Origin of the sequence: Bacillus sp. AFS059628, from assembly GCF_002571225.1 — a bacterium.
Lineage (GTDB): Bacteria > Bacillota > Bacilli > Bacillales > Bacillaceae_G > Bacillus_A.
This window is the reverse complement of record NZ_NVEC01000048.1, coordinates 60,300-84,355: the sequence shown is the minus strand read 5'-3', so window position 1 is coordinate 84,355 and position 24,056 is coordinate 60,300. Positions and strand designations below refer to the sequence as shown.

Genomic DNA, 24,056 nt, shown 5'->3' with positions numbered 1-24,056 from the left:
TACTTATTTATATTATATTATATATTTCAGTAACATTAAAGTATTTTTTCTGAAAATATAAAAAACCGAGCGTTTTCACTCGGCTTTTTACGTATTAATCTTCTTTCGGAAGAACAATTCCTTTATACAATTGAACTGTAATGAAGTAATAAATCGCATAAATTACTACGAAAATTACGATTGGTACCCAAATACGGAAGTAAGGATCAACTAGAATAAATCCGAAAATATTCATACCAACTAATACGTGGGCGATACCTACAATTGCTGGGAATAGGAAGACTAAGAATAACTCTTTATAAATTGATTTTGTTAATAATTCACGGCGCACCCCGATTTTACGAAGCATTTGATAACGCGTAATATCTTTTGATGCACCAGAAAGAATTTTGAACATTAAACAACTTGCCATCATTGCTAAGAAAGCAATTCCAAGGAAGAATCCCATAAACACTGTTCCGCTCGCAATGCCATAGAACATGTCGTAAGCTTGATATTTACTATCTAATCTTTCAGCTGCTACATTTTTATATTTATCTAGTTGCAACTCGTCAAGTTTTTTCCATTCTTTTGTGTGTGCTTCAAAATCATCTGTTTTTCCAATAAATACGGTTCCTTCTTTACCGTTTACAGTATCGTACATTTTTTGATCTACAATTTTAATTGCATGATCTTCATGTACGTAGAATGGCTCGATTGTTCTGAAAGTCTCGTCCCATTGTTGTGGAAGTTCTTTAGCGTTCGCATCTTTTTCATTCATTTCTCTAGAAACTGCACCCACTGGTAGTTCCTCTGAAACTTTTTTCGTTTTCACTAAATCTTTCATCGACTTCATGTTTTCCATATCTTTTACTAAAGGACGATTTTTCTCTAAATCCTCTTTTACATAGTAAACGTATTTATCATCGACTTTGTAACGATATTCGCTTTTCTCTTCAAATGTAATACCGTCTAAAATTTTCTTTTCCTCAGCTGTTGGATTATGAACTACTGAATCATAGATTACTAAACCATCAACCATTTTTATAACGTTATTTTTAAATGCCATACCACCTGAAATTGCACCAGCTCCAAGCGCTACTAACATCGCTACTGTCGCAAGTACTTTCGTTAAGCTATTAATACGGAAGTTTAATTGGGCGAACGTAAAAGCGTTAAGTCCTTTTTCACTACGTTTTTTATTACTTTTTAACTTTTTAATAATAACTGGAAGAAGAGATCCAAATAACATGTAAGTACCAGCTGTTGTTGTAACTAATGCAATAAGGATTCCCATCTCTCTTAGTTTTTCCATGTAAATCATTGATGCATATCCAATGCCTAATAAAATAACCGCAAGGAATGCAACTAAACCTGTCATTTTTCCTTTTACTGCAACACGCTCTGTTTGTGCGTCTGCATGTACAAGTTGCAGTACAGAAATACGTGATAATTTAATACTGTTCATAATTGCTGATAAGACAAATAATGCAAAGAAGAAAATACAAGTAACAGTCATAGATGGTAAATAAAATGCTTTATAGCCTTCACCAGCAAATTCAAGCTGTTTCATTAATAACTGTCCGATACCTTCTGCAAGCCCTACACCAACTGTAATACCAATCGCAAGAGACGCAGCACCTAATACAATCGTTTCAATAAACATAAGTAATGTAACTTTATGTTTTTTTGCTCCTAACATCATATACATACCAAACTCTTTTTGACGAAGAGATAATAAGAAAGAGTTCGCATATAGAATATAGAAGAACGTTATAATAGCGAGTAAAAATGAACCTGCTTGGAATACAAATCCAATCGATTGAATAACTGAGTTAGATTCGATAAACGCTTTATTCAGCGCTAACGTTTGGAACATATAAAAAATTGAAATGGACATGACAAGACCAACAAGTAAGACGATATAATCCTTCAGCTTACTTTTCAGCCCCGACATGGAAAGTTTGAATAACATGTCTTAGAACCTCCTCTCTTACGCTTTTTGTGTACCTAAATCTGCAAGTACATCTAAAATTTCTTTGTAGAACTCTTCACGCGTACCACCGCGATGAATTTCTTTATATAACTCACCATCTTGAATGAATAAAATACGCTGACAGTAACTTGCACTGTACGGATCATGTGTAACCATCATAATCGATACGCCTTGATCTTTATTTAAATTTGTCATCGCATCAAGTAAACTCGTTGCATTTTTAGAATCAAGCGCTCCTGTTGGCTCGTCCCCTAAAATAATTGCAGGCTCATGCACTAATGCACGCGCTGCTGCTGAACGTTGTTTCTGTCCACCAGATACTTCAGATGGATACTTTTGAAGTATTTCTGTAATCCCTAACATACCCGCTACTTTTTCTACTTTCGGTCCAATATTACGTGATGGAACACCTTGAAGAGAAAGTGGAAGTGCAATGTTTTCATAAATAGATAAGTTCTCTAATAAGTTAAAGTCTTGGAAAATGAATCCTAATTTTTGTGAACGGAAATCAGAAAGTTCACCTTGTTTCATTTTCGTAATATCCGTACCCGCAATTTCAACAACGCCGCCCGTTGCTTTATCAAGCGTTGAAATTACATTTAATAATGTTGTTTTACCGGAACCAGATGGTCCCATAATCCCAACAAACTCACCCTCTTGAATTGAGAATGAAACACCTTTTAACGCGTGTGATTGGTTCTCACCTTTTTTACCGTACACTTTTTGAACGTTTTTCACGTCTACAACTGGTTTCGTCATATATATCCTCCTACGCTTGTTTTTCCATTACCTATTTTGCGCCTTTTGAGGGTGAACTGCTATTTGTTAACATTACAATTACCTTACACTTTTGTAATATAAAAAAGGGGGCGTGTAAGGTTCGTTGGTAAATGAGATTTTATTGGCGATCTACCAAGGAATCTCCACTTACCGCCAAAAGATGAAAATAAAAATGGGCTGTTCCACAAAAGGAACAGCCCACTTCTCTCTTTATCCCGCTTTAATGGGCAGTAAGACCCCCCACTGATTAAAGTTTCACTTTATTTCTTTAAAGGTGTTACCGTCCAATACGTAATAACACGCCAAATCCATTCTAGCGGACCCATTTTAAAGATTTTCATCCAAATTACACTAAACACAATTTGAATAGCATAAATTGCGATACATACATATAACGTCTGTATGTATGTTAAGTTTCCTGCAAAGTTAAATACGCTACCGGCAATTAAAATCATTGCAGTTTGTCCAATGTAATTCGTTAAAGCCATACGTCCATAATATTTCAGTGGTGCTAATAATGTTTGAACTGGTTTTAACTGAAGTAATAAAATTAATGCTCCGACATAGAAAGCTGAAATAATTGGTCCGACTGTAACACCAATTTTTAAAAATTGACCTGCAGCATCCATTGTTCCATCCTCAGTCATAATTATCATATTTACAAATGGCTCAGCAGGAACATGCCCATATTGATACCATATAGCTACGACGCTTAAAACGAACATAACACCTGTAAAAATAGCGACTTTCTTTATGTTTTGTGAGAGGTTTTCAAATACACGATATTGTCCTGCAGCAAGACCTAATAAAATTAAGCCAAGTGGTAATAGTTCTTTAACGCCCATCACACTAAAAGCAATTGTCAAAATAAGACCAATTATTAAGTTCACTTCTTTTTTCGCTTTATAAAATGGTAAAACGATTAACCCGCAGATTGCATATAACGTTAACGCTTCGCCAGGCTGAAACATGTAATGAAGCAAACCGAAAATAAATAGCGCAACTAGACGGCGTAAAAATAGAACATATCCATTTTTCCCTTTTGCAATTGCTCTCGAGATAAAGATATAGAATCCCACTCCAAATAAGAATGAGAAAATCGAAAAGAAACGACCTTCTACAAATAAGTATAGAAACCTTTGATAGCTAGCATCTACTGTATTAGGATCTGGACTTTTAATATTAAGTAGTGCAAGAATATTCACTAAAATAATCCCCAGTAATGCGAAGCCACGAATGTAATCTAACTCATCAATTCGTTTGTTTGTAATGTTGTTCCCCATAAAGCAACTCCTTGTCCAAAATTTAATCCTCCCTTACTCTACTGGAAAAGTAAGCTTACAACTATCGACAAACCTTACAGAAATCTTACATTATTGTCATATAGCAAAATAAAACCAGGTCATATTGCGACCTGGTTTACTCTGATTGCTTTGATCTTTGAGGTTGTCCTTTTTTACTGTTGCGTTGTTTTACTTGAACAATTGGATCAAGCTCATTTGAAAATTCAGCGTTATGTCCATTTTGCGTTTTTTGCTCTGGATTATTTTGATCTGAACGTTTCGCCATTACATTCACTCCTTCTTAGTGCGGTGTAATAATCATTTGATGTTGTAGTTGGCGAATTGCCATGCGTGCTCTATTTAATTGCTCACGTTGCTCATCATTCGCATGTTGTTGCATCGTTTGTAAATCGTTATATGCTTGTTCTAATTTTAACTGCGCATCCGAATACTCCATCGTATTGTAATGCTCTTGTCTCATGCCTTGGTCTAATTGTTCTTTCGCATATTCCACAGCTTGTTCCGCTTGTGTAATATACGATTCAAGTGATTGACGCTCTGCCATAATTGTCCCTCCTTGCTTCAATTCCCCTTTAGTGTGTCCCTTCCATCTCTACCTTATGAGTATGTTATAATGGATTTTGTTTCATTTTGACTCGGCTTAGGAGGGAAAGTAATGAAGGTTCAAAACCCTTTTCCATATACAAACGACAATAAACGTTATCATACATGGAATTACCATTTACGAAATGAATTTGGTGAAAAAATCTTTAAAGTTTCATTAGATGCTGGCTTCGATTGTCCGAACCGTGACGGTACAGTTGCTTACGGTGGCTGTACATTTTGTAGCGCTGCCGGATCTGGCGACTTCGCTGGTGATCGCCGCGATGATGTTATAACGCAATATCATGAAATGAAAGAAAAAATGCGTTCAAAATGGAAAGATGGCAAATGTATCGCTTATTTCCAAGCGTACACAAATACACATGCACCACTTGAAGTGTTAAAAGAAAAATTCGAACCGCTTCTAGCAGAAAAAGACGTTGTCGGTCTTTCTATCGCAACTCGTCCAGATTGTTTACCAGATGATGTTGTTGAATATTTAGCGGACTTAAATAAACGCACATACCTTTGGGTTGAACTTGGTTTACAAACTGTTCACGAACGAACTGCAAACCTTATTAATCGCGCTCACGATTATCCGTCTTACGTGGAAGGCGTAAATAAATTACGTAAGCACGGCATTAAAGTTTGCTCTCATATTATTAACGGTCTTCCACTTGAAAATTACGACATGATGATGGAAACAGCTCGAGAAGTAGCGAAACTTGACGTACAAGGAATTAAAATTCATTTACTTCATTTATTAAAAGGAACGCCAATGGTGAAGCAATATGAAAAAGGACAACTAGAATTCCTTTCTCTTGAGGATTACGTAAGTCTCGTTGTTGACCAACTTGAAATAATTCCAGAAGACGTAATTGTGCACCGCATCACAGGTGACGGCCCACCTGATTTAATGATTGGTCCAATGTGGAGCTTAAATAAATGGGAAGTATTAAATTCCATCGATGCAGAATTTGTACGCCGCGGAAGCTGGCAAGGAAAATATGCAAATGAGGAGAAACAACAATGAAATTAGAACGTGTATTACCGTTTGCTCGCACACTGCTGCAAACGGCAGTTAAAGAAGGCGATTACGCTGTAGATGCAACTTTAGGAAATGGTCATGACACTTGCTTCCTAGCTGAAATCGTTGGAGATAACGGAAAAGTTTTTGGATTTGATATTCAAAAAGAAGCAATTGAAAGCTCAACTATTCGTTTAAAAGAAAAAGAACTTTTTGAACGTACTGTTTTAGTTCACGATAGTCACGATACACTTCTATCCGTACTACCAGAAGACGCAAAAGGAAAAGTAACAGGCGCTATCTTCAACTTAGGTTACCTTCCTGGCGGTGACAAGCATATCGTTACAAAACCGAACTCAACAATTTCGGCAATTGAACAATTACTAGAAGTAATGGCACCTGAAGGAATCATCGTCATTGTCATTTACCACGGACACCCAGAAGGACAAGTAGAACGCGACGCTGTTCTTAAATTTGCAGAAGAACTAGACCAAAACCAAGCTCACGTACTGCGCTATGGCTTCATTAACCAACAAAATAACCCGCCATTTATTGTGGCGATTGAGAAACGATAAAGTGAAACTTTAATCAGTGGGGGGGGAATCCCCCACTGATTATTAGTTGAACCAATCGGGCATTTATGGGCAGTTTATCTTCCTCCTAATCTCTTTGCTCCACCCGAATTTTAAGGTGGGAGTTTTACTGCCCGTTAATGCGGGGTAATATATCGACGATTTTTCAATTTTATCTATCGTAACTCCGGATATATCAACGATTTTTTCGATATATCGGCGAGTCGACACACTATATCGACTTATCGACAAAACATAACAAAAAAAGACGTGCACTCATTGCACGTCTTTTTCTTATTCTCCTATATAATGGATGTATACAATATTTGAAGAAAGAAGGATAAAACTTTGCTAGTAGAACTAAGGGGAATTCAAAAGAAGTATGGCAAATCACTTATACTAGACAACATTGATTTATCCATTCCAGAAGGAGAGGCACTCGCTATTATTGGCGGGAACGGGACTGGAAAAAGTACTCTACTCAAAATAATTGCAGGCTTTATTTCACCTACGGCAGGGACAATTCAAAGAAAAGAACATATACAAATCGGATATGTACCTGAACATTTTCCTGAAGGGATTCGTTTTACATTAGAAGATTATCTATATCATCTCGGCCACATTCACGGTTTATCAACAAAATATTTAAAAGATAAAATTCCGATGCTTCTGGAATCTTTTCACCTACATCATGCAAGACATTCTGTTGTACGAAACTTTTCAAAAGGTATGAAACAAAAGACTGGTATTATGCAAGCATTACTTACAGACGTCCATTTATTAATTTTAGACGAACCGCTTTCTGGGCTCGATCCTAACTCTCAGCAAGAATTAGAGCATATTTTACTCTCATTAAAACAACAAGGCATATCTATACTCTTCACATGTCACGAAAAACAGCTACTAGAAAACTTCGCCGATAGAATTGTGACGTTAGCAGATCATACAATTGCAGAAAATATCTCTTCACAAAAAGGAGCAGAACAAGTCTATATTGAGGCAATCGTTCACGAAACATTTTCAGCGATAGAACTACAAAAGCAATCCGGTTTTATACACGTTACACACAATGCAAATCAAAACCTTATTCAATTACAAATCGAAAAAGAATATACAAATGACATACTTCAGTTTTTATTACATAAAAAAGCATCTATCACACTGTTACAACCTAACTTTTAAATCGAAAGAAGGTTTATTATGTTCGCGCTTATTCGTTACCATTTTCTCGACTATACAAAATCGTATAAGTACGTCCCTCCTATTGCGATGTACTTTGTGAGCTTACTTTTTGTATATACATATAAACCAACTCCTATTGTACCGACATACTTAGAAACAGCTCTCGCACTTTATTTATTATCTGCCTGGATTACAGTCACAATTTTTCATACGGAAGACCCTGTACAAGAACAAATTACTATTTCTCACACAAATAATATTTCCGCACTATATGTGGGTAAATATATTACGGCTCTTCTCATTTGTACTGTGCTATCTTTTATATCTGTAATCTATCCAATTATTTTGCAAATGTTTAATGAAGAAATGACAGTTTCTTTATTTTTAGTCGGATTTCTCACTCATATGTCTTTCTCTATACTAGGAATTTCAATTGCAACTTTATTTACTAGAAATGTTATTCCAAAAGCAAGCACTGCTTGGCTTAGCCTTACATTTATATTGCTTATAACGATTGCATCTATCCGGTTTAAAAAAGAGTTACTATGGTTTTTACCACCTGTCGAAAGCTTTCTAATGCTTGGACAATACAAATATAATATACTGTCTCACACGCTATGGCTCACAGCTTGGGCTATCGTATATTCATTTTTATTACTTACTTTATTTCTTTTTATTGTTCGCAAAAAACGTTTTTAATTACATATTAAAGGAGACGAAACAATGATCGGAATACTAGCAGGAATGGGACCAAAATCAACTGGGCCATTCGTTGATACAGTTGTAGCAAAGTGCCAAACAATATACGGAGCAAAACATGATATGGACTTTCCTCATATGATGATTTATTCGTGTCCAACACCGTTTTATATGGATCGCTCTATTGATCACGAAGCGATGAAAAAAGCGATTATTGACGGGGCACAAAAACTTGAAAGTACTGGCGTAGACTTTATCGCTATGCCGTGCAATACGGCGCATCTTTATTTTGAAGAATTACAATATTCTCTATCCATTCCGATTTTAAATATAGTCGATGAGACGTTACAAGCAATTCCTGAAAATACAAAAAGAGTCGCTCTTCTCGCAACAGAAGCGACAGTTCAAGCTGGTATTTATCAAGACAGGATTGCAAAACGGAATATAGAATACATTCATTATGAAACATGGCAAACGATGATTAATCAAATTATTACGTATATTAAAAGCGGAGAAGTTGAAGAAGCTCGCAAATTATGGAGCGCGCTCGTTGTGCAGTTGAAAGATGAAGTAGATACCGCAATTATCGCATGTACTGATTTAAATGTAGTGGCGGGTGAGGATTTTGTTGATTCCACTCAATGTCTTGCAGAGGCGGTTGTTAGGATGTATTTATCAAATATAAAGAAATCTTCATAAACATAGAAAACACTCCTTCTGAAATTTATTTTATGTTTAATAAAAATCCCACAAACTTTTAACTTTCTTCACAATTCTTTCAAAGTATCCACACTTAATCTCGCTATATTAAATAAGTAGTTATTCATATAGGGAAGGTTAGGGGAACTGAAAGTATGAAAGTAAATCGTTCGCTTCATTACATTTTTTGGCGTTGGCATTTTTATGCTGGGCTTTTTATTACGCCGCTTCTTATTACGTTGTCACTGAGCGGCATTGGGTATTTATTTCGGGAAGAGGTTGAGGATTTCATCTATAAAGATTTATATTTTGGGAAGAGCGCCCAAACAGAGTCTATTTCGATGTCTGATTCTATTTCCTTAACCGAGAAAAAATATCCACATTATAGTGTGGCGAAAATTAGTGAGTTTAATGGGGATTATAATACGAGACTTACGATTGCAAATGAATATACAGGGCAACAAAAGTATGTGTATTTAGATAGCAATAATCAAATTGTCGGAGATCAAAACGCAAGTGAAACGTTTGCCAATATAATGCGGGAATTACATAGTTCTCTTTTAGTTGGTGGCACTGTCATCAACTATACTGTAGAACTTGCGGCGTGCTGGACAATCTTTTTAATTGTAACTGGGTTGTATATGAGTATACGACAGTTCAAAAACACACCAGCATCCAATAAGCGAGAAAAAGCAAAACGACGTCATTCTATTATCGGTATTATATTTACAATTCCACTCGTTCTGCTAGTCGCATCTGGATTGCCATGGTCAGGATTTATGGGTAACCAAATTTATAAAATCGCATCGTCGAATGAATCGCTCGGATATCCGAAATTGTATATGGCGCCGCCTGAATCAAAGGTAAAAGAATTGCCATGGGCAACAAGAAAAGAAGCTCCTCCTGAATCGGATTCAAATGAACCGAAAGCTATTTCTGTCGATGAATTACAAAAAGGAATTGAAATAAAGAAGCCATACGTTATCTCACTACCAGCTGATCCGAAAGGCGTATTCACCGTTTCGAAATCAAGCGGTTCTGGTATTACAGGTATGCATGTTGCACCAAATGAAGAAATAACAGCTTACTTTAATCAATATAGCGGAGAACTCATTTCAAAAACAGACTATCGTGATTATGGATTACTTGCACAATGGTTCACTTACGGCATCCCGCTTCACGAAGGACATTTATTCGGATGGCCAAATAAAATATTATGCTTACTAACGACATTATCTTTATTACTTCTTATTTATTACGGAGTAAAAATGTGGTTTGCAAGAAAGCCGAAAGGAAAATTAGCAGCACCTCCAAAGCAAAGAGATAAGAAAAGCATAATCGTTTTCTTTATCATGATGGTTATACTAGGCGCTGTCATGCCTTTATTCGGACTATCTGTTTTAGTGATTTTTGCGGTTGAACTTCTTATATATGTATTTTCAAAAATACGATCATAATAAAAAAGCATTTGTACTACCGTGTACAAATGCTTTTTTATTTACTATTTTCTTTCTTTCTACCACTTATTAAAAAGACCATATCTACTATAATAATCAATGCAATGATAACTTGGGCTACATAATCCATTGTTGTAGGACCACCGGCTTTATTCATCATCATATACATTCCTGTTACAAATGAAATGGAAAGTAGCACGAGTAACGTTATTTCAATATGGTCATATAGCTTTTGAAACAATTGCTTCATTTCGCCACCACCTTTACCATATTATAACAAAAAAACCACTCAATATGAGTGGTTTTCTTCATCACTGCGCCGTTTTCTTTCGGTACATCTTCCCGTTCCAATAGAAGAATCGTGAAGTGAGACCTCCGTATTTTACAATGCGCCGTGCCATTTTGTGCATATTCTTTTGTGCTGATACTTTTTGGTCTGATAAATAAATACCAAGTAACCCGCGGCTTATAAGACGATGAAACTTCGCATGAGGCAAATCACCAATGCTCTTCTCTGCTTCTTCTACAAAATGTTTCATACGATCTAATATCACTTGCTCGTTTTCGTAATAACTACAGAAATTCAAATCCCCGCCAGCGCGGTCTTCTTCTTGATCAATGAAATAATCAAGTAAGATATGAAGTCCTTGTACGTAAGGGAAGTACCCTTGTCTAATTTTCGCAATATCTTCATCATGTAATTCATCATGGAATGCGTATGCGACAAGACAGAAGATTCCAAGCGTAGAACCGGCACATGCTGAAAATTCAAACCAACTCATCTCAGGTAAGTTTTCTTTATGTGCTTCAAACCACGTTTGTAATCGCGGTTCTCTTTCTTCTAATTTTACATGTTTATGAATTTGCAAATCACAATAATAACAAGCAAGTTCATGAAGAATAGGAGCAATTTTATCATAGTGCTTCGTTTTCTTTAAAACATCTTGGCATGTTTCAACAAGTTCATCTAAATAACCACCATCATCTTGATCATCACGATAACGATAATAATTACCGCCACCTTCTACTTCAGGTGATAATGCCATTAACATAGATTCATGCAATGCGGCAAAATCATTCGGATCAAGTGATGTACTGCGATCACATAAATTATCTAAATAGTCGCTGATCGTTTGATACGCTACGATAAAACGAATACATTCCTCTCGGTGCTCATTTGCTAATAGCGCTAAAATGCCACCGCCTTCACAATGAAACGTTTTATGCTCAATACTTGCGATTGCCTGACTATGAAGCTCATCATTCGGAATATGGTAGGCACGCTCTTTCCACATCGCTAGCTCATGGTGTACAACCGGAAACACATCACGGTATACTTTCGCCATGAGCGTTATGGGATTACTCGGTACGTTCACTTCTTCCTTCATCTCCTCTATTCAATGTACAAATAAATTACTTATTTGTTTGTTTCTATTATGTTATTGATGCGTATTTCAGTAAATGACTGAATATAATTCAAAATTTCATCACGCTCATACTCATTTAATAACTCGTGATAACAATTCGGCCATTCTTTGAAAGCCTTATCACTTATTTTAACATTATCAAACCAAGTGCGGACACGTATTTTATCTACAAGTTTATCCTCACAAGCTTGCATTAGCAAGAGTGGAACGTCTGGAAAATCATCTATTTTCTTATGAGCAATTTCGATAGACTTAATCAATTCACTATACCAACGTACTGATACTTTGCGCAAGAACAATGAATCATTCTCCATCGCGTCCCTAACTTCATGATTACGAGTTGACATTTCCACTGTAAGATTCGTTGCAAATTGCAATTTTGGAGCGATAATATTTAATATTTTTGAGGCAGCTTGAAGTGGTGCTGAAGGTCCAGCCAATACGCCTAAACATGGTGAACTTAAAATAATACCGTCTACATCTTCTCTCTTCGTTTCTTGCATCATACGAATAACGATAAGACCACCCATACTATGACCGAATATAAAAATAGGTAACCGATACTTTCTTGCCTCTTTCACCCATAATTTAACTTCCTCTATGTATTCATCAAATGAATCAATATGTCCTCTATTTCTTGAAGTCGTTCCATGCGACGGAAGGTCTCCCATCACAACGTGGTAGCCGTTATGATTCCACATTTCCGCAACAGCCTCGTAACGTCCGTGATATTCCATCGCGCCGTGCACAATAACGATTACAGCCTTTGCTTCCTCCGCTTCATAATTCCACATACGGACATCCTCCATTTCACTCTTTTTCATAATTTGATACACTTAAACTAGTCTCTAGGAAAGGAAGGCTTTACATGATATATTCTTACAAAGAAAAAAATCCGAAAATTGCGAGTAGTGCTTTTATCGCTGACTATGTTACGATTACAGGCGATGTTTCCGTTGGCGAAGAATCAAGTATTTGGTTTAATACAGTCATCCGTGGTGATGTGTCACCAACAATCATTGGGGATCGAGTAAATGTACAAGACCAATGTACACTCCACCAAAGCCCTCAGTATCCTCTTATTTTAGAAGACGACGTTACAGTTGGGCATCAAGTTATTTTACATAGCTGTCATATTAAAAAAGATGCTTTAATTGGAATGGGGTCTATTATATTAGATGGTGCTGAAATTGGCGAAGGAGCTTTTATCGGCGCTGGAAGCCTCGTTTCACAAGGAAAGAAAATCCCGCCAAACACGTTAGCCTTCGGTCGCCCAGCGAAAGTCATTCGTGAATTAACAGAGGAAGACCGTAAAGACATGGAGCGAATTCGCACGCAATATGTTGAAAAAGGTCAGTATTATAAATCATTACAGAAGTAACTTTTCCAGCTGCCATTAAAGTGGCAGTTTTTTTATAAAAACTAACTTTTTCTTTACAAAACATTATTACTCCCTCAACAAAATCTTATTAAAATAAAAGCTAATATCTCCATATATATGTAAGCGAGGGAGGAGAATTTTCATGAAGGCCAGTGGACTGTATAAAATAGAATGTTACATTTTCAAAGGAATTAACCGATACTTTGATCAAAAAACATTAAATATCTTTTTCAGCAATATTACTCATATAGGTGGTGCTACTTTCTCAATCGCACTCACACTTTTCTTTTTAATGTTCGCAAAAGGGACTTTGCATCAAGCTGCAATCGCATCTGCTATTTCTTTAGCAATTAGCCATATTCCTGTACAAATATTAAAAAGATGGTATCCGCGAAAACGTCCTTATTTAACAATTCAGGATGCGAAATATCCAGTCCATCCATTAAAAGACCACTCTTTCCCATCTGGTCATACAACAGCCGTTTTCTCTGTCCTTATTCCATTTATTTGTTATAATCCAAGTTTATTTGTTTTTTTATTACCGTTAGCATTATGCGTCGGTATTTCTCGCATTTATTTAGGGCTTCACTATCCATCTGATGTATTTGTCGGTATGTGCCTCGGCGCTTGCTCTGGCATCATCTCTTTTTATCAATTCATCCCACTTTTCACATAAAGGAGTGATATGATGAGAGTCGCCATTTTCACCGATACTTTTACACCACAAGTCAACGGGGTTGCGAAAACATTAGAACGATTAACACGTTACTTTCAGAAAGAAAAGATCCCCTATTCTGTTTTCGCCCCTCAGCATACAGCTGAAGATAATTTCGTGGCTAATGTGAACAAGATGAGAAGTATCCCGTTAACAATATTATATCCAGAATGTCGCTTTTCTTTTCCTACTCCGCGCATTAAACGAGAACTTCTTTCCTTTAAGCCTGACATGATTCACATTGCTACACCTTTCAACATGGGACTTTGTGGATTGTATTATGCAAAAAAGTTAAACATCCCAGTTGTCGGTTCTTATCATACTGATTTCGATGCTTATTTACGTTATTACAAAATCGAATTTCTCTCTCATATGCTTTGGAACTATTTAAAGTGGTTTCATAGTCATATGCAAAAAAATTTTGTCCCCTCTCCCGAAACATTACATCAATTAAAAAATAAAGGCTTTCAAGCTCTCTCTATTTGGGGACGGGGTGTAGATTGCAATCTCTTTCATCCAGCTTACAATACAGACCTATTCCGAAAAAAATATAATATTACAGCTAAGTACGTCCTTTCCTATGTTGGACGGATTGCCCCTGAAAAAGATATTGATACGCTGCAAAATCTTATCGTTAAATCAGCGCATACTCGAAACGATATTCATTGGCTTATAGCAGGAGACGGTCCTCTAGCAACAAATTTACGTGAAGCTGTTCCGAAAACAAATGTCACGTTTACTGGCTATTTACAAGGCGTGGATTTAGCTGAAGCATATGCTTGTTCTAACATCATGGTATTTCCATCAGCTACTGAAACATTCGGAAATGTTGTACTTGAATCGCTTGCATGCGGTACACCTGTCATCGGTGCAAATAGTGGCGGGGTTAAAAATATTATTACAGATGGAAAAACAGGAATTCTTTGCCCGCCCAAACATGCGGATTCATTTCTATCATCCATCCATTCTTTATTGCGAAATGAAGAGCAACTTATACAAATGGGCATAGCGGCTTCGTCTTATGCTAAAACAAAAAGCTGGGATGAGATTTTCCGTGGGTTACTTGACCAATATGAAGAAGTCCTTCAGCACACCGCATCAGAATTACTCGCTTAAACAGAAGAACTCCCTTCAACTAGACGAAGGGAGTTTATTACACAGTTATAAATTTTAGTTTCATAAATGATACATAAGGTTAAATATCGTTTTATTTCTATATTTATTATATCAAAAATAAACATAACTAAATAGACTTGTAATAAAAACCCATAAAAATCAATATATAGTTATACAATATTTTAACTGTATAGTGATTTTAAGAAATTCCCCTTAAAATCAACTTACTCACATACCTTTATACAGTAATTGTTCCCCAATTTCTGTATACCAAAAAACCTTTCATTCATTTGAAAGGTCTTTTTGAGCCTGCACATATTCTTCTTTCGTATTCACATTTATAAACCAATCCGCATTCGCTTGTACATCTTCACCAGCAATATATTTCACATTACATTGTGATAAAAGCTGGCCCATACTTCTTTTCTCTTCCTGAAGCAATGCATAAATCTTTTCTTTCACGCGGTTATGATACGCTGCAAGTAACGGTTGTTTCCTTCCATTAATAATAGGTACAACCGCATCATATTCATTGCTCGTTTGCTCTAGCAAAATGGTAAACCATTCTTGTGAAACATTTGGCGCATCGCAAGGCATAATAGCATACCAATCTGCTTCTATATATTCCATTCCTGATACAATTCCAGCAAGTGGGCCATTTCCTTTATAATGCGGAATATCTTCTATAACAGGAACTTGTACGAGTTCCTCCACTCGCTCCTTTATATCGGAGTTACTAATGACCAAAACTTCTTGCAACGCACTTGTCATCACTTTCAAAATATGCTCAATAAAAGTACTACCCTGCCAGCTCGCTAACGCTTTCGGCTCACCGAATCGACTCGACATACCGCCCGCTAATACAATTCCAGCATACTTACTCATTGGCGATGCAGCTCAAATGTAATATGACCTAATTCCGGTAAAATTAATTTATTCATCGCAAGACGAACTGCTCCGCTAGATCCCGGCATAGAAAAAACAACTTTACGCCCAATTGTACCGCCGATTGCTCTACTTAACATCGCGCTGCTTCCGATATCTTCTAAATAACTAATCATGCGGAACAACTCACCAAAACCGACAATTTCTTTATGTAATAACGCTGATACTGCTTCAATCGTCACATCACGCTTCGTAATACCAGTACCGCCATTTGTTAACACGACATCAACATCTTCTCTATGATAACCATCTAACACTGCTCGCTGAATACTTTCTTTATCATCTTTTACAATTTCATAAGAGGTCACTGTATGCCCTGCTTCTTTTAATAATTCATGTAATAGTTGTCCGCTCTTATCCGTCTCTTCTGTACGTGTATCGGAGATTGTTACGATTTTGCAATGCACCTCTTTCGGTGCTTGTTTTTTATGTTCGGTTACGCTCATTTTTTATCTTCCCTTTCCTAAAGTCTTTTCTTCATTTTATCATACCTATCTTTACACAATTATGTATGAAGCCGCTAATACATCATGATACAATATAAGTATATACAACCACAAAAAGGAAAATATACTTACTTATGCTCCTAGACTACACATCATTAGCTACTCTTTAAATCCTCTTATATTTTCCACATAGTAGATTTCATTTTAAATTACAAAATAATTTGGAGGTTCATTCACTATGGAACTTTATAAAAAACTAACAACAACATTCATCCTCTTATTCGTCGCTTCCATTACTGTCGGCTTTTCTCTAAAAGGCGCAATTCCATACGCTACATTCGTAAGCATTATATTCGCAACACTATTTTTACTAAGCAGTGCCTTTTGCGCAGGTAAAGCACGTCAAATGAAAGGATAATTACATATATTCAAGAAGAAACCAATCCTTTGTAAATCATGCGGGAAAGAAATACAAACGTATGAAAAAGCATGGATTCATATGCCATTTCCGGCAAGTGGTATGACTAATATAAGAAAGTATATTGAACTAGACGGACACATTTATTGTAGCTCGTGTATTGAAATAATGAACAAAAACTAGTAAATATAAAAGGTGGGCTTGTATTGTTTGAATCAAACCGTATTCAGTTACGAAAGTTTTCCGAAGATGATATTCTAACGTATTATAAATGGCATAATGATATAGACGTTATGAGTTCAACTACCCTTAACCTTGATAAATATTCCTTACAAGATACAGAAAAACTTTGCCAGCAATTTATTCATTCTTCAAACTCTAAGAGCTATATCATTGAAGAAAAAGCTACGAATCTTCCAATTGGTATTACTTCTTTAATTCATATTGATTCGTATAATCGAAACGCTGAATGCATTATTGATATTGGTAAAAAGGATTACTGGGGGCAAGGTTATGGGAAGGAAGCTTTCACTTTATTATTGAAGTATGCATTTTTAGAATTAAATTTACATCGCCTTTCTTTACGAGTATTTTCTTTCAACGAGAGAGCAATTAAATTATATAAATCACTCGGTTTTCAACATGAAGGAACTTGTAAAGAAGCTATATTCCGCAACGGCACTTGGCATGACATTGAACTCTTCGCTTTATTCCAACGTAATTATAAATAAAAAAAGCTTTGCGCTCACGGCGCAAAGCTTTTTTTCATATATTATAGACCAGCTTGCTCTTTTAAAGCTGCAGCTTTGTCTGTACGTTCCCATGTTAGATCTACATCAGTACGTCCGAAGTGGCCGTAAGCTGCTGTTTGTTTGTAAATTGGGCGACGTAAGTCTAGCATTTTAATAATACCAGCTGGGCGAAGATCGAAGTTGTTACGAACTAGTTCTACTAGTACGTCTTCAGATACTTTACCAGTGCCGAATGTATCAACTGAAATTGATACTGGTTGTGCTACACCAATTGCGTATGCAAGTTGTACTTCTGCTTTCTCAGCAAGACCAGCTGCTACGATGTTTTTCGCAACATAACGAGCTGCATATGCTGCAGAACGGTCAACTTTCGTTGCATCTTTACCAGAGAATGCACCGCCACCGTGGCGAGCGTATCCACCGTAAGTATCAACGATGATTTTACGTCCTGTTAAACCAGCATCACCTTGTGGTCCACCAATTACGAAGCGGCCAGTTGGGTTAATGAAGAATTTCGTTTCTCCATCGATTAATTCTGCTGGTACTACAGCTTTAATTACGTGCTCTTTTAAGTCGCGATCGATTTCTTCCCATGTAACATCTGGGTGATGTTGTGTAGAAATTACGATAGTATCAACACGTACTGGTTTACCATTTTCATCATACTCAACTGTAACTTGCGTTTTTCCATCTGGACGTAGGTATGATAATGTATCATTTTTACGTACTTCAGTTAAACGGCGAGCTAATTTGTGAGCAAGCGAGATTGGAAGTGGCATTAACTCTTGTGTTTCATTACATGCGAAACCAAACATTAAACCTTGGTCTCCTGCACCAATTGCCTCAATCTCAGCGTCAGTCATTTGACCTTCGCGTGCTTCTAGCGCTTGGTCAACACCCATAGCGATGTCAGCAGATTGCTCATCGATAGATGTTAAAACTGCACAAGTTTCTGCATCGAATCCGTATTTTGCGCGTGTGTAACCAATGCCTTGAATTGTTTCACGAACGATTTTTGGAATATCTACGTAAGTAGAAGTCGTAATTTCCCCCGCTACCAATACTAAACCAGTTGTTACAGTTGTTTCACAAGCTACACGTGCATTTGCGTCCTTTGATAAGATCGCATCTAAAATTGAATCAGAAATTTGGTCACAAATTTTATCTGGATGTCCTTCAGTTACAGACTCAGATGTGAACAGATGACGTTTTTTTGTCATGTGGTAAACCTCCCTACAGTAATTGTATATATTGTACGGAACTCATCCTTAATTTGCCACAGATTGCGACATACATTTATTCTCCCACACAAGCATACAGAAAAACCTTTCCTACTTTAATAGAGGAAAGGTTTAATTTGCTACTTGCATACTGCTTTTTGCCCTTCGCTCTTATCGTTCGAGACCTGTAGCCTCGCACAGGTTTTAGCACCTATTCACTTGTGTTTACCAATACAAGTGAGGTTGCTGGGCTTCATCGGGCCTGTCCCTCCGCCAGCTCGGGATAAGAGAGTATCCGTCCCAACCTATACTAAAGAAATGATATTCATTTGTCAATTAATATTCACATTTTCCTGAAAGTTTTTCTCAATACGCCTAAAATGAAATATTAATAAGGAAATAATGTATTCACACAAACAAAAAGAAATAAATAGTATACATTATTTATATAATTGTGTTATACTCTTGTTGGGGATTACGAGAAATATTTCATTAAATGAAAAGGATGGTATATAAATATGAGTACTGTGAATGTCCAAATTGGTTTACACGAATTATTGAACGGAAGCAATGCACAGATTCAACTAAGTGTTCCGCAATTAGTGGAAAAAGTATTAATGCGAAATGAAGGGAAATTAACTTCGACTGGTGCTGTTTCTGCTTCAACTGGAAAATATACAGGACGTTCTCCTAAAGATAAATTTATTGTGAAAGAAGCATCGGTTGCTGACAAAATTGCTTGGGGAGCTGTGAACCAACCGATTTCTGAAGAACATTTTAATAAATTATATACGAAAGTTTTAGAATACTTAAAAGAAAAAGAAGAGTTATTCGTCTTCAAAGGATTTGCAGGCGCTGACCGCAATTACCGCCTACCAATTCAAGTTATTAACGAATATGCATGGCACAATTTATTTGTACATCAATTATTCATTCGTCCAACTGAAGAAGAATTAACAACTCATGAATCAGAGTTCACAATTGTTTCTGCACCGAATTTCAAAGCTGATCCAGCTGTTGACGGTACAAACTCTGAAGCATTCATTATGGTTTCATTCGAAAAACGTATCGTACTAATTGGTGGTACAGAATACGCTGGAGAAATGAAAAAATCAATCTTCTCTATTATGAACTTCTTATTACCTGAACAAGATATTCTTTCTATGCATTGCTCTGCAAACGTAGGTGAAGAAGGCGACGTAGCACTATTCTTCGGTTTATCTGGAACAGGTAAAACAACATTATCTGCTGATCCAAACCGTAAATTAATCGGTGATGATGAGCATGGTTGGTCTGATAACGGTGTATTCAATATTGAAGGCGGTTGCTACGCAAAATGTGTAAACCTTTCTCACGAGAAAGAACCACAAATTTTCGATGCAATCAAATTTGGATCTGTTTTAGAAAACGTTATCATTAATAACCAAACGCGTATGGCAGACTACAACGATACTACTTTAACAGAAAATACTCGTGCTGCATACCCTATGCATGCGATCGACAATATCGTGCTGCCAAGTGTTGCTGGACACCCAAATACAATCATTTTCTTAACTGCTGATGCATCTGGCGTATTGCCTCCAATCAGTAAGTTATCAAAAGAACAAGCTATGTACCATTTCTTAAGTGGTTACACTAGTAAACTAGCAGGAACAGAGCGCGGCGTTACATCTCCGCAAGCAACATTCTCAACTTGCTTCGGTTCACCATTCTTACCACTTGATGCATCTCGCTATGCTGAAATGCTTGGTGAAAAAATCGAGAAGCACGATGCGAAAGTATTCTTAGTAAACACTGGCTGGACTGGTGGCGAATACGGCGTTGGTAAACGTATGAACTTAGGTTACACTCGTGCAATGATTCAAGCAGCATTAAGCGGCGAACTTGCAAAAACTGAAACAGCTAAACATGACATCTTCGGTCTTGAAGTTCCACTTCACGTACCAGGTGTACCTGACGAAGTGTTAATGCCTGAACAAACTTGGGCTGATAAAGCTGCTTACAAAGCAAAAGCAATCGAGCTTGCGAACGAGTTCAAAGCGAACTTCAAAAAGTTCGACAGCGTTTCTGAAGATATTATTAACTTAGGCGGTCCAATCGCTTAAGTACAAACTTTCTGTTGGAATACCCCTTACTCATATGAATAAGTGGCGTGTAACCGTAAAGTTTCGCGTACTCACCGACAAAACCCAATGCGGCTTAACGGTTTATACACACTTACATAAAAAAGAAGCTTACGTTTTTTACGTAAGCTTCTTTCTATATCTTATCTCTTCTTCTATGACTTACCTTTCGAATTTACAGAAAATTCATTTTATAATCATTCATTTTTAATTTTTTCATGATACAATTTACATATACAGGAAAGGGTGAGATCTATGAAAAATTTTTCTCGTACAGGAAAAATTTTATTCAGTTACGGAGCAATCCAACTTTTTTGGGGACTTGTGATGCTTAACGTTAATTTATTCGAGCATACAAGTGAAACGATAAAATATATTATTCTAATTACCGGAATAGCTTTTTGTATTATATCCAACTTTTTTAAAGAACCTAAGAGTCATACTAATACGTAATTTCATATTAACTTAATGGAAGCGGAAACCTGCATTTTATGCAAAGTTACGCTTCCTCTTGTAATATCATCACTTACCCCAGAGTAAACCCATTTTCACATAGACAAATTACGGCTTGGAATATATAAACTTTATCCCTACTCGTTACATCTCTCTGGTTTCACATCGCATGGAGCTAAAAAAGGCCCTGACCACTTCTATCCCCCGTTGGATCACCCTTCCAGATTAACCCATTTTCACACAGACAAATTACAGCTTCGAATATATAAATTATATCCCTACTCGCTACATCTCTCTGGTTTCACACCGCATGGGGCTAAAAAAGGCCCTGACCGCTTCTATCCTCCGCTGGATCCTCTCTTCCATCTAAAAAGAGGCTTTTTATCTTTTTATCTTTTTATCTTTTTATCTTTTTATCTTTTTAACTCTTCGTTAATTCTTTCTCATCTTTCATGCTATAGTATCCTAAATTAACAACAATTAAGAAATAACCGCCCATAATCCCTACTGCAAATGCCCACATCACCATATGGTGCTCAATTTCGTACATAATAATAGCACCTAAAATAGCAGCGGCAAAACGGTTAAACATACCGAGCGTCGGTGCTTTCGTTTTCTTTACGATACTATCTCCAAGCTTCTCAATTCGTCTCCCTAAAAGCCAAACACAATACATACTTACGATAAGCCCAATTCCTGCACCTAGAAAATGTGCTGAAAACGGCGTTACCATCCAGCCGAGCAAAAGAATACCCAGTATATAATACGATTGAATCTTAAACGACCTTAATGACATACTAATCATGCTGTACCTCTCTTCGTTAGTTCTGATCTATCCAACAAAATTTTCCTTCAAATCCATATTCCTTAGACCCATTTCACCCAAATTAAAAACAACATAAACAATATGTTTATGTTGTTTGAATGTTTTTAGAAAATAATATTATACAAGATTTTAAACATCATATTTTCATAATTTGTGACGTTTTTCCAAACATTTTTCGTCCATTTATGAAAAAAGTGATATCAATCTATGAACATACGGATATGATGTAATAAGTACACAAATAAAGGGGGCGTCTAATGATATATTTTTTAATGGCTCTCATTCACCTCATTATCCCTGCACTTATTGGACTTTCATTGTATTGGTACACGAAAAATCATAGTATTTTCTACGCTGTCCTCGGTGTTCTTCTTCCAGGTATTATTCTTATCACACTCTTCCGTATTCCATTTTTAAACTTAATTCCACTTATTACTGCTATCTTATTTCTCGTCTTCTTACCAAAAATAAAAAAATAGGAAAGCAGATCATAAGTGATCTGTTTTCCTATTTTGATATAGGTTCCCCTGCAGTAGAAGGTACATTTACTTTCTCCGATTTTACAAACCATAGACCGAAGAAAATAATAATTCCACCGATTATTTGTTGAAACGATACATATTCATTTGCCCATACAGCTGCAAATAAAACAGCTACAAGCGGCGTTATATACATGTATACCATCGTATGTGACGCCCCAATTTTTTGAACACCAACATACCACATCACTAAACCAAATACCGTTACAAAGAAGATAGAATATAGTAAGGCGAATAGTGTCATTCCGTGTGTAATGTGAAATGGCATTATAAATACATATGGTCCACTTAACAATAAAAGCGGTATTGCACCAACTAATGCTGACCATGCGGTAACACGTAGTGCTGAATATTTTTTAATTAATGGACTTGCTAAAACAGGATAAAGCCCCCAGCATATTGATGTAATGAGTCCAATCCCATTCCCGTAAAAAGAACTAGCAAGTGAATGCCCTGCTGCTAAAACTAATACTGCACCACCAAAAGCAATGATAGAACCGATGAGCTTTCGAGAAGAAAACTTTTCTTGTTTCAAGAAAATCGCAAATACAGTTGTAAAAATAGGTGAAATAGAAATGAGTAAAGAGGCATTTGTAGCGGATGTATATTTGACAGTTTCCATAAATAACGTTTGATACAGTACAATACCTACAACGCTAACGATAATTAATCTAGGTATATCTTTTCTCTCCATGTAAACCGACTTTTCAATAAAAAATGTAAGGAGTAACATAAGCGGTGCCGCCGATATCATCCGAAGTGCAGTAAACTCAATTGCTGTAAATTCTAACAGTCCATATTTCGCAATGGTAAAATTAATCCCCCAAATAATAACGACTGCTAAAATTAATAACTCAATTCCCCATCTTCTCATGCGTATCCCCTCCGCAAATAAAATTATACAGAAAATTCAATCATATGTACATTTCATTATGTGAAAAAATCTTCGTATTCATCTGGAGAGGTTCTCTTTGTTTGATACATGTAATTATATCGGCGATTTTTCAAATATAGCGGCTTATACAATAAAAAAAGGTGGTTCCAACATACATTTTGGAACCACCTTTCCTTACTTACACTCGAACATGTAGCTTCATATTTGGATTATAAAATTGGCTGGGGCTCTTCAGCTGAAAAGTTCCTCCACCTTCATGCCAATCAACTGTTAACTTATCATCCATAAATACAAGCTTCGTGCGATCTGCAATAAAATTCATTGCACTAGATTCGATATCCACATCACGCTCATCTTTTTCTGCTACAGCTACTAAATCAATGATTCCGCTCATTACACAACCGCAGCCTTCATTATCGTAAAATAACTTTATATATTTCGCTTCATTTGGAATCGTATCCATAATCTTTTTATATGCTGCTTCTGTTACAGTAACGTACATACGTTAATCTTCATCCTCTCT

Annotated in this window: 28 protein-coding genes and 1 riboswitch; of the genes, 14 read left to right on the top strand and 14 right to left on the bottom strand. The window is 36.4% G+C overall.

The annotated features are described in order from the left end of the window. Positions 1-94 precede the first annotated feature (94 nt). The 5 genes from COL05_RS16365 to COL05_RS16345 form a co-directional block, all read right to left on the bottom strand. Entirely contained in the window at positions 95-1,954 is a 1,860-nt protein-coding gene (locus tag COL05_RS16365) for an FtsX-like permease family protein (protein WP_098669389.1), read from the bottom strand. A gap of 18 nt (positions 1,955-1,972) precedes the next feature. Continuing rightward, positions 1,973-2,734, bottom strand: coding sequence for an ABC transporter ATP-binding protein (locus COL05_RS16360; RefSeq protein WP_071711001.1), 762 nt, complete (start codon positions 2,732-2,734; stop codon positions 1,973-1,975). 281 nt (positions 2,735-3,015) lie between these two features. Further along, complete coding sequence (locus COL05_RS16355) at positions 3,016-4,038, bottom strand: DUF418 domain-containing protein (protein ID WP_098669388.1); 1,023 nt, start codon at positions 4,036-4,038, stop codon at positions 3,016-3,018. 136 nt (positions 4,039-4,174) lie between these two features. Continuing rightward, positions 4,175-4,324, bottom strand: a complete 150-nt coding sequence (locus COL05_RS16350; RefSeq protein WP_001129341.1) for a hypothetical protein — start codon at positions 4,322-4,324, stop codon at positions 4,175-4,177. Between the two features lie 15 nt (positions 4,325-4,339). Further along, the gene (locus tag COL05_RS16345; protein WP_000840868.1) at positions 4,340-4,603 is read right to left on the bottom strand and encodes a YtzC family protein; all 264 of its coding nucleotides are present in this window, start codon (positions 4,601-4,603) and stop codon (positions 4,340-4,342) included. Positions 4,604-4,714: 111 nt separating this feature from the next. Between COL05_RS16345 and mnmL the strand changes: the two genes are divergently transcribed. From mnmL to COL05_RS16310, 6 genes are all read left to right on the top strand, one after another. Then, complete coding sequence (gene mnmL / locus COL05_RS16340) at positions 4,715-5,674, top strand: tRNA modification radical SAM protein MnmL/YtqA (protein ID WP_098669387.1); 960 nt, start codon at positions 4,715-4,717, stop codon at positions 5,672-5,674. Beyond that, positions 5,671-6,243 (top strand): tRNA 5-(aminomethyl)-2-thiouridylate-methyltransferase MnmM, encoded by a 573-nt coding sequence (gene mnmM / locus COL05_RS16335; RefSeq protein ID WP_098669386.1) that lies wholly within the window; start codon positions 5,671-5,673, stop codon positions 6,241-6,243. Before mnmL ends, mnmM begins: the two co-directional genes overlap by 4 nt. A gap of 345 nt (positions 6,244-6,588) precedes the next feature. Beyond that, positions 6,589-7,422: an ABC transporter ATP-binding protein gene (locus tag COL05_RS16325; RefSeq protein WP_098669385.1), complete on the top strand. Its 834-nt coding sequence runs from the start codon at positions 6,589-6,591 to the stop codon at positions 7,420-7,422. An 18-nt stretch (positions 7,423-7,440) separates the two neighbouring features. Next, a complete protein-coding gene (locus COL05_RS16320) occupies positions 7,441-8,121 on the top strand; it encodes an ABC transporter permease (protein WP_098669384.1) in 681 nt (226 codons plus the stop codon). A 24-nt stretch (positions 8,122-8,145) separates the two neighbouring features. Beyond that, on the top strand, positions 8,146-8,820 hold the full coding sequence (locus COL05_RS16315; RefSeq protein ID WP_098669383.1) for an aspartate/glutamate racemase family protein: 675 nt from the start codon (positions 8,146-8,148) through the stop codon (positions 8,818-8,820). A 155-nt stretch (positions 8,821-8,975) separates the two neighbouring features. Then, on the top strand, positions 8,976-10,277 hold the full coding sequence (locus COL05_RS16310; RefSeq protein ID WP_098669382.1) for a PepSY-associated TM helix domain-containing protein: 1,302 nt from the start codon (positions 8,976-8,978) through the stop codon (positions 10,275-10,277). 37 nt (positions 10,278-10,314) lie between these two features. Here COL05_RS16310 and COL05_RS16305 read toward each other — a convergent pair whose 3' ends face one another. From COL05_RS16305 to COL05_RS16295, 3 genes are all read right to left on the bottom strand, one after another. Continuing rightward, positions 10,315-10,527 carry a hypothetical protein gene (locus COL05_RS16305; protein WP_098669381.1) on the bottom strand — a complete coding sequence of 71 codons (213 nt, stop codon included), beginning with the start codon at positions 10,525-10,527 and terminating at the stop codon, positions 10,315-10,317. A gap of 61 nt (positions 10,528-10,588) precedes the next feature. After that, positions 10,589-11,653, bottom strand: coding sequence for a tetraprenyl-beta-curcumene synthase family protein (locus tag COL05_RS16300; protein WP_001102454.1), 1,065 nt, complete (start codon positions 11,651-11,653; stop codon positions 10,589-10,591). Between the two features lie 41 nt (positions 11,654-11,694). Next, entirely contained in the window at positions 11,695-12,498 is an 804-nt protein-coding gene (locus COL05_RS16295) for an alpha/beta hydrolase (RefSeq protein ID WP_098669380.1), read from the bottom strand. Between the two features lie 74 nt (positions 12,499-12,572). On the opposite strand from COL05_RS16295, the gene COL05_RS16290 reads away from it, so the two are divergent. The 3 genes from COL05_RS16290 to COL05_RS16280 all read left to right on the top strand — a co-directional run bounded on the left by COL05_RS16290 (position 12,573) and on the right by COL05_RS16280 (position 14,916). After that, the gene (locus tag COL05_RS16290) at positions 12,573-13,085 is read left to right on the top strand and encodes a gamma carbonic anhydrase (protein ID WP_098669379.1); all 513 of its coding nucleotides are present in this window, start codon (positions 12,573-12,575) and stop codon (positions 13,083-13,085) included. 142 nt (positions 13,086-13,227) lie between these two features. Continuing rightward, positions 13,228-13,761 carry a phosphatase PAP2 family protein gene (locus COL05_RS16285; RefSeq protein ID WP_098669378.1) on the top strand — a complete coding sequence of 178 codons (534 nt, stop codon included), beginning with the start codon at positions 13,228-13,230 and terminating at the stop codon, positions 13,759-13,761. 12 nt (positions 13,762-13,773) lie between these two features. Continuing rightward, positions 13,774-14,916 carry a glycosyltransferase family 4 protein gene (locus COL05_RS16280; RefSeq protein WP_098669377.1) on the top strand — a complete coding sequence of 381 codons (1,143 nt, stop codon included), beginning with the start codon at positions 13,774-13,776 and terminating at the stop codon, positions 14,914-14,916. A gap of 282 nt (positions 14,917-15,198) precedes the next feature. Here the strand turns inward: COL05_RS16280 and COL05_RS16275 are convergent, their stop codons facing one another. Next, positions 15,199-15,801 carry a molybdenum cofactor guanylyltransferase gene (locus COL05_RS16275; RefSeq protein ID WP_098669376.1) on the bottom strand — a complete coding sequence of 201 codons (603 nt, stop codon included), beginning with the start codon at positions 15,799-15,801 and terminating at the stop codon, positions 15,199-15,201. Next, entirely contained in the window at positions 15,798-16,307 is a 510-nt protein-coding gene (locus COL05_RS16270) for a MogA/MoaB family molybdenum cofactor biosynthesis protein (protein ID WP_098669375.1), read from the bottom strand. Before COL05_RS16270 ends, COL05_RS16275 begins: the two co-directional genes overlap by 4 nt. A 238-nt stretch (positions 16,308-16,545) precedes the next feature. Between COL05_RS16270 and COL05_RS16265 the strand changes: the two genes are divergently transcribed. Then, a complete protein-coding gene (locus COL05_RS16265; RefSeq protein WP_098669374.1) occupies positions 16,546-16,725 on the top strand; it encodes a hypothetical protein in 180 nt (59 codons plus the stop codon). A gap of 206 nt (positions 16,726-16,931) precedes the next feature. Beyond that, positions 16,932-17,456, top strand: coding sequence for a GNAT family N-acetyltransferase (locus tag COL05_RS16255; RefSeq protein WP_098669372.1), 525 nt, complete (start codon positions 16,932-16,934; stop codon positions 17,454-17,456). A 41-nt stretch (positions 17,457-17,497) separates the two neighbouring features. On the opposite strand, the gene metK is transcribed toward COL05_RS16255, so the two are convergent. Then, positions 17,498-18,697, bottom strand: coding sequence for a methionine adenosyltransferase (metK, locus tag COL05_RS16250; protein WP_000163127.1), 1,200 nt, complete (start codon positions 18,695-18,697; stop codon positions 17,498-17,500). A gap of 168 nt (positions 18,698-18,865) precedes the next feature. After that, a riboswitch (SAM riboswitch) is annotated at positions 18,866-18,987 on the bottom strand. Positions 18,988-19,215: 228 nt separating this feature from the next. Between metK and pckA the strand changes: the two genes are divergently transcribed. Both pckA and COL05_RS16235 read left to right on the top strand, forming a co-directional pair. Further along, entirely contained in the window at positions 19,216-20,802 is a 1,587-nt protein-coding gene (gene pckA / locus COL05_RS16240; protein ID WP_098669371.1) for a phosphoenolpyruvate carboxykinase (ATP), read from the top strand. 273 nt (positions 20,803-21,075) lie between these two features. After that, positions 21,076-21,273: a hypothetical protein gene (locus tag COL05_RS16235; RefSeq protein WP_098669370.1), complete on the top strand. Its 198-nt coding sequence runs from the start codon at positions 21,076-21,078 to the stop codon at positions 21,271-21,273. 421 nt (positions 21,274-21,694) lie between these two features. On the opposite strand, the gene COL05_RS16230 is transcribed toward COL05_RS16235, so the two are convergent. Then, a complete protein-coding gene (locus tag COL05_RS16230; protein ID WP_000624931.1) occupies positions 21,695-22,078 on the bottom strand; it encodes an ATP synthase subunit I in 384 nt (127 codons plus the stop codon). A 278-nt stretch (positions 22,079-22,356) separates the two neighbouring features. On the opposite strand from COL05_RS16230, the gene COL05_RS16225 reads away from it, so the two are divergent. Beyond that, on the top strand, positions 22,357-22,578 hold the full coding sequence (locus COL05_RS16225; protein WP_000639043.1) for a hypothetical protein: 222 nt from the start codon (positions 22,357-22,359) through the stop codon (positions 22,576-22,578). A 28-nt stretch (positions 22,579-22,606) separates the two neighbouring features. Here the strand turns inward: COL05_RS16225 and COL05_RS16220 are convergent, their stop codons facing one another. Both COL05_RS16220 and COL05_RS16215 read right to left on the bottom strand, forming a co-directional pair. Beyond that, positions 22,607-23,512: a DMT family transporter gene (locus tag COL05_RS16220; RefSeq protein ID WP_098669369.1), complete on the bottom strand. Its 906-nt coding sequence runs from the start codon at positions 23,510-23,512 to the stop codon at positions 22,607-22,609. Between the two features lie 199 nt (positions 23,513-23,711). Then, positions 23,712-24,035, bottom strand: a complete 324-nt coding sequence (locus COL05_RS16215) for an iron-sulfur cluster biosynthesis family protein (RefSeq protein WP_000289561.1) — start codon at positions 24,033-24,035, stop codon at positions 23,712-23,714. Between the last annotated feature and the right edge of the window lie 21 nt (positions 24,036-24,056).

Bases quoted from the DNA above. Each gene is read 5' to 3' on its own strand.
- COL05_RS16315 (WP_098669383.1), top strand. From the start codon at position 8,146: ATGATCGGAATACTAGCAGGAATGGGACCAAAATCAACTGGGCCATTC.
- COL05_RS16365 (WP_098669389.1), bottom strand. From the start codon at position 1,954: ATGTTATTCAAACTTTCCATGTCGGGGCTGAAAAGTAAGCTGAAGGAT.
- mnmL (WP_098669387.1), top strand. From the start codon at position 4,715: ATGAAGGTTCAAAACCCTTTTCCATATACAAACGACAATAAACGTTAT.
- COL05_RS16360 (WP_071711001.1), bottom strand. From the start codon at position 2,734: ATGACGAAACCAGTTGTAGACGTGAAAAACGTTCAAAAAGTGTACGGT.
- COL05_RS16275 (WP_098669376.1), bottom strand. From the start codon at position 15,801: ATGAGTAAGTATGCTGGAATTGTATTAGCGGGCGGTATGTCGAGTCGA.
- COL05_RS16355 (WP_098669388.1), bottom strand. From the start codon at position 4,038: ATGGGGAACAACATTACAAACAAACGAATTGATGAGTTAGATTACATT.
- COL05_RS16320 (WP_098669384.1), top strand. From the start codon at position 7,441: ATGTTCGCGCTTATTCGTTACCATTTTCTCGACTATACAAAATCGTAT.
- mnmM (WP_098669386.1), top strand. From the start codon at position 5,671: ATGAAATTAGAACGTGTATTACCGTTTGCTCGCACACTGCTGCAAACG.
- COL05_RS16305 (WP_098669381.1), bottom strand. From the start codon at position 10,527: ATGAAGCAATTGTTTCAAAAGCTATATGACCATATTGAAATAACGTTA.
- COL05_RS16280 (WP_098669377.1), top strand. From the start codon at position 13,774: ATGAGAGTCGCCATTTTCACCGATACTTTTACACCACAAGTCAACGGG.
- metK (WP_000163127.1), bottom strand. From the start codon at position 18,697: ATGACAAAAAAACGTCATCTGTTCACATCTGAGTCTGTAACTGAAGGA.
- COL05_RS16270 (WP_098669375.1), bottom strand. From the start codon at position 16,307: ATGAGCGTAACCGAACATAAAAAACAAGCACCGAAAGAGGTGCATTGC.
- COL05_RS16350 (WP_001129341.1), bottom strand. From the start codon at position 4,324: ATGGCGAAACGTTCAGATCAAAATAATCCAGAGCAAAAAACGCAAAAT.
- COL05_RS16265 (WP_098669374.1), top strand. From the start codon at position 16,546: ATGGAACTTTATAAAAAACTAACAACAACATTCATCCTCTTATTCGTC.
- COL05_RS16310 (WP_098669382.1), top strand. From the start codon at position 8,976: ATGAAAGTAAATCGTTCGCTTCATTACATTTTTTGGCGTTGGCATTTT.
- COL05_RS16220 (WP_098669369.1), bottom strand. From the start codon at position 23,512: ATGAGAAGATGGGGAATTGAGTTATTAATTTTAGCAGTCGTTATTATT.
- COL05_RS16295 (WP_098669380.1), bottom strand. From the start codon at position 12,498: ATGTGGAATTATGAAGCGGAGGAAGCAAAGGCTGTAATCGTTATTGTG.
- COL05_RS16230 (WP_000624931.1), bottom strand. From the start codon at position 22,078: ATGATTAGTATGTCATTAAGGTCGTTTAAGATTCAATCGTATTATATA.
- COL05_RS16285 (WP_098669378.1), top strand. From the start codon at position 13,228: ATGAAGGCCAGTGGACTGTATAAAATAGAATGTTACATTTTCAAAGGA.
- pckA (WP_098669371.1), top strand. From the start codon at position 19,216: ATGAGTACTGTGAATGTCCAAATTGGTTTACACGAATTATTGAACGGA.
- COL05_RS16215 (WP_000289561.1), bottom strand. From the start codon at position 24,035: ATGTACGTTACTGTAACAGAAGCAGCATATAAAAAGATTATGGATACG.
- COL05_RS16345 (WP_000840868.1), bottom strand. From the start codon at position 4,603: ATGGCAGAGCGTCAATCACTTGAATCGTATATTACACAAGCGGAACAA.
- COL05_RS16225 (WP_000639043.1), top strand. From the start codon at position 22,357: ATGATATATTTTTTAATGGCTCTCATTCACCTCATTATCCCTGCACTT.
- COL05_RS16235 (WP_098669370.1), top strand. From the start codon at position 21,076: ATGAAAAATTTTTCTCGTACAGGAAAAATTTTATTCAGTTACGGAGCA.
- COL05_RS16290 (WP_098669379.1), top strand. From the start codon at position 12,573: ATGATATATTCTTACAAAGAAAAAAATCCGAAAATTGCGAGTAGTGCT.